This is a genomic window from Nocardia wallacei, assembly GCF_029868745.1.
GTDB classification, from domain to species: domain Bacteria; phylum Actinomycetota; class Actinomycetes; order Mycobacteriales; family Mycobacteriaceae; genus Nocardia; species Nocardia wallacei_B.
This window is the reverse complement of the sequence record NZ_JARWOP010000330.1, coordinates 1-3,010: the sequence shown is the minus strand read 5'-3', so window position 1 is coordinate 3,010 and position 3,010 is coordinate 1. Positions and strand designations below refer to the sequence as shown.

The 3,010-nt window shown below is 74.8% G+C and carries 4 protein-coding genes; all 4 read right to left on the bottom strand.

Features of this window, described 5'->3' with window-relative positions:
• Positions 1 to 153: 153 nt before the first annotated feature.
• On the bottom strand, positions 154 to 624 hold the full coding sequence (locus QH470_RS30820; RefSeq protein WP_280275888.1) for an NAD(P)-binding domain-containing protein: 471 nt from the start codon (positions 622 to 624) through the stop codon (positions 154 to 156).
• On the bottom strand, positions 614 to 1,558 hold the full coding sequence (locus QH470_RS30815) for a glycosyltransferase family 9 protein (RefSeq protein ID WP_280275887.1): 945 nt from the start codon (positions 1,556 to 1,558) through the stop codon (positions 614 to 616). The genes QH470_RS30820 and QH470_RS30815 overlap by 11 nt, the downstream gene beginning before the upstream one ends.
• Positions 1,549 to 2,247, bottom strand: a complete 699-nt coding sequence (locus QH470_RS30810) for an SDR family oxidoreductase (protein ID WP_280275886.1) — start codon at positions 2,245 to 2,247, stop codon at positions 1,549 to 1,551. The genes QH470_RS30815 and QH470_RS30810 overlap by 10 nt, the downstream gene beginning before the upstream one ends.
• A 46-nt stretch (positions 2,248 to 2,293) precedes the next feature.
• Positions 2,294 to 3,010, bottom strand: a 717-nt coding sequence (locus tag QH470_RS30805) for an adenylyltransferase/cytidyltransferase family protein (protein WP_280275885.1), incomplete at its 5' end; no start/stop codon positions are given.

Here is a 3,010-nt window from a genome sequence, read left to right as displayed (position 1 = left end):
CTGTTCGAGTTGCTGCGCCCGGGCTCGGTGATCGTGCTCAAATCCACTGTGCCCGTGGGCACCACCCGCGCGGCGGGCCACGCCGCCGCGCCGGACCGGCGCCCGGGGGGGGTGGTCGGCCCCGACGACGTTCGGGGGGGCATGCTGTACGTCTTATCCCGCGGGGCTCACCCGCAGTATTCGGGTTTTGCGCGCGACCCGGCGGCCGTAGCGCGCGGCCGCCTCGGCCGCCGCGCGGGTGGTGCCCACGGGCACAGTGGATTTGAGCACGATCACCGAGCCCGGGCGCAGCAACTCGAACAGGCCCGCGAGCACCTCGTGCACGGCGCTCAGGTCGGCCGCGCCCGAGGGAGTGGCGGGCGTCGGCACGCACACGAAGACCACACCGGCGTCCGCGAGCCGGTCGAGTCGCCGGTCGAAGGACATGCGCCCGGCCCGGATGCCTTGCCGCAGCAGCGGTTCCAGATCGGGCTCGTGTAAGTCGGTGCGGCCCTTGCGCAGTCGCGCGACGCACTGTTCATCGACGTCGACGGCGGTCACGGCCCACCCGAGGTGGGCCAGGCCCGCCGCGGTGGTGGTGCCCACGTAGCCGGTGCCGACGACACCGATCCGTTCATCCGACATGGCCGACCTCCATTGCGGTCGAGGCGATTTGGTCGTCGACGGCCGCGACGACCTCCGGCACCGTGAGGCGCAGCAGCCCCGGGTCGGGTGCGTCGCCGAGGGGGTCTCCGGTGGTTCCCGGCCACAGCACGCGGTGCCGGGCCGAGCCCGCGGGCGGGCCCCACCACTGCGGCGGCGTCGGTCCGAAAAGCAGTACGGACGGCGTGCGCACGGCGGTCGCGAGATGGCCGATGCCGGTGTCGCCGCAGACCACCAGCGCCGCCGCGGCGACCAGTGACGCCGTGTCGGCCAGGTCCAGTTTCCCGGCGAGCACGTGACTCTGCGGCACGCCCGCCGCGGCGGCGACGGCCACCGCGGTCTCCCGTTCGGCCGCCGAGCCGGTGATCACCACCGGCAGGCCCGCGCGCCGCAGGTGCAGGGCGATGGCGGCGAACCGCTGTGGCGGCCACTGCCGGGCGGGTGATCCCGCGCCGGGATGCACGACGGCGACCCCGCGCCACTGCCGCGACGGGAGCGGGTCCAGGTACAGGTCGCCGGGGTCGGCGTCGACACCGGCGTACCCGAGCAGGCGGCACCAGCGGTCGACCTCGTGCATGTCCTGGATCCACTCCGGCCCGTCCACTTCGGGATACGCGGGATGCCGGTGGGTCAGCAGTCGGTGCGGGCCGGTGCGCAGCAGGGTTCCGATGCTCTGCGGACCCCGGCCGTGCAGGTTCACCGCGAGGTCGGGGTGCGCCGGTAACTCCTCGCCGAGCCCGGCCGTCGGACGCACGGCGTCGACCGCTCCGGTCAGCTCCGCGAGCGTGGTCAGCTCGACCGGCGCCGCGAGCACGATCCGCTCGGCGGGCCGCGCCCGGCGCAATGCCCGCAGGGCCGGGACGGCGGTCAGCAGATCGCCGATACCGAGTGCCCGCAGCACCAGGATCACGGCCACGAACTCTCCGTCGAGACCGCCACCACCAGCTCCCGCACCTCGCAACCGGCGGGTTGGCGCAGCGCGAAAAGCACTGTGTCGGCGACATTTTCCGGCCGGTTCAGCACGGCGTCCGGCGGCGGCTTGTACTGCTCGTCGCGATCGTCGAAGAACGCCGTGTGCATGCCGCCGGGTACGAGCAGCGTCACCCCGACCTCGCCCGCGGTCTCCGCGGCGAGCGCGCGGGTGAAGCCGACGACGCCGAATTTGGACGCGCAGTAGGCCGTGGCGTCACCGACGGCCTTCAGTCCCAGCGTGGACGCGCAGGTGACCAGTCGCCCCCGCGAGGCGCGCAGGTACGGCAGGGCCGCGCGAGCCACCGCGGCGGTGCCGAGCAGGTTGACGTGGACGACGCGTTCCCAATCCTTGGTCGAGACGGTGTCCAGCCCGCCGCAGCTGTCGATGCCGGCCGCGGTGAACACGCCGTCGAGGGTGCCCCCGGCGCGGTCGACGAGCGTGCGCACGGCGTTTTCGGCGGCTTCCGAGTCGGCCAGATCTACCTGCTCGTAGGCGACGTCCGCCGCGGGCGGCTGCCGGTCGAGTACGAGTGGCGTGCCGCCTTCCCGGCGGACCGCGGCGACGGTGGCCGCGCCGAGTCCGGAGGCGCCGCCGGTGATCAGGACGTTGCCCAGCGCGGTGGTCGTGCTCATGATCGAGTCCTCTCCGTCGTGGTGAGCTATGGTGTGCCGCAAAGGTTTACGCCGTAGCGCGGGCCGCGGCGACGAGCCGGGTGGTCGAGTAGCCGGGCAGCACGGGCACCAGCACGATCTCGCCGCCGTGCCGATGCACCGTGTCGGCCTCGGGCAGGTCGCTGTCGGCGTAGTCGTCGCCCTTGACCCACACGTCCGGCCGCAACCGCTCGAGCAGCCCGGTCGGCGTCGGTTCGTCGAAGACGACGACGGCGTCGACGGAGGACAGCTCGAGCAGCACGCGCGCCCGGTCGTGCGCCGGGACGACCGGGCGATCGGCGCCCTTGCGGCCGCGGATCGACTCGTCGGAGTTCAGGCAGACGACCAGCGCGTCGCCCAGGCTCCGGGCCTGCCGCAGCAGCGAGATGTGGCCCGGGTGCAGCAGATCGAAGCAGCCGCCGGTGGCGACCAGCCGCCCGCCGGACCGCCGCACCCGTTCGGCCAGCGCGAACGGGTCGTCGGGGGATTCGTGCCGCCGGTCGCGCGCGGGCGGTTCGGCGGCGGCGGACGCGCCGCCGTCGCCGACGAATGTCGCTGCGGCGCGGACTGCTTCGTGGATCGCGTCCGGCACGCGCTCGCCGCGTCCCAGGGCGGCCGCGGCGGGGCCCCCCCACCCGGCGCCCCCCCCCCCCGTGTGCGCGCCCCCCCCCCCCCCCCGCGCGGTAGGGGGGGGGGGGGGGAGCGGGGTGTGGGGGGCCCCGGGGGTGCAGACCCCCCCCCCCGC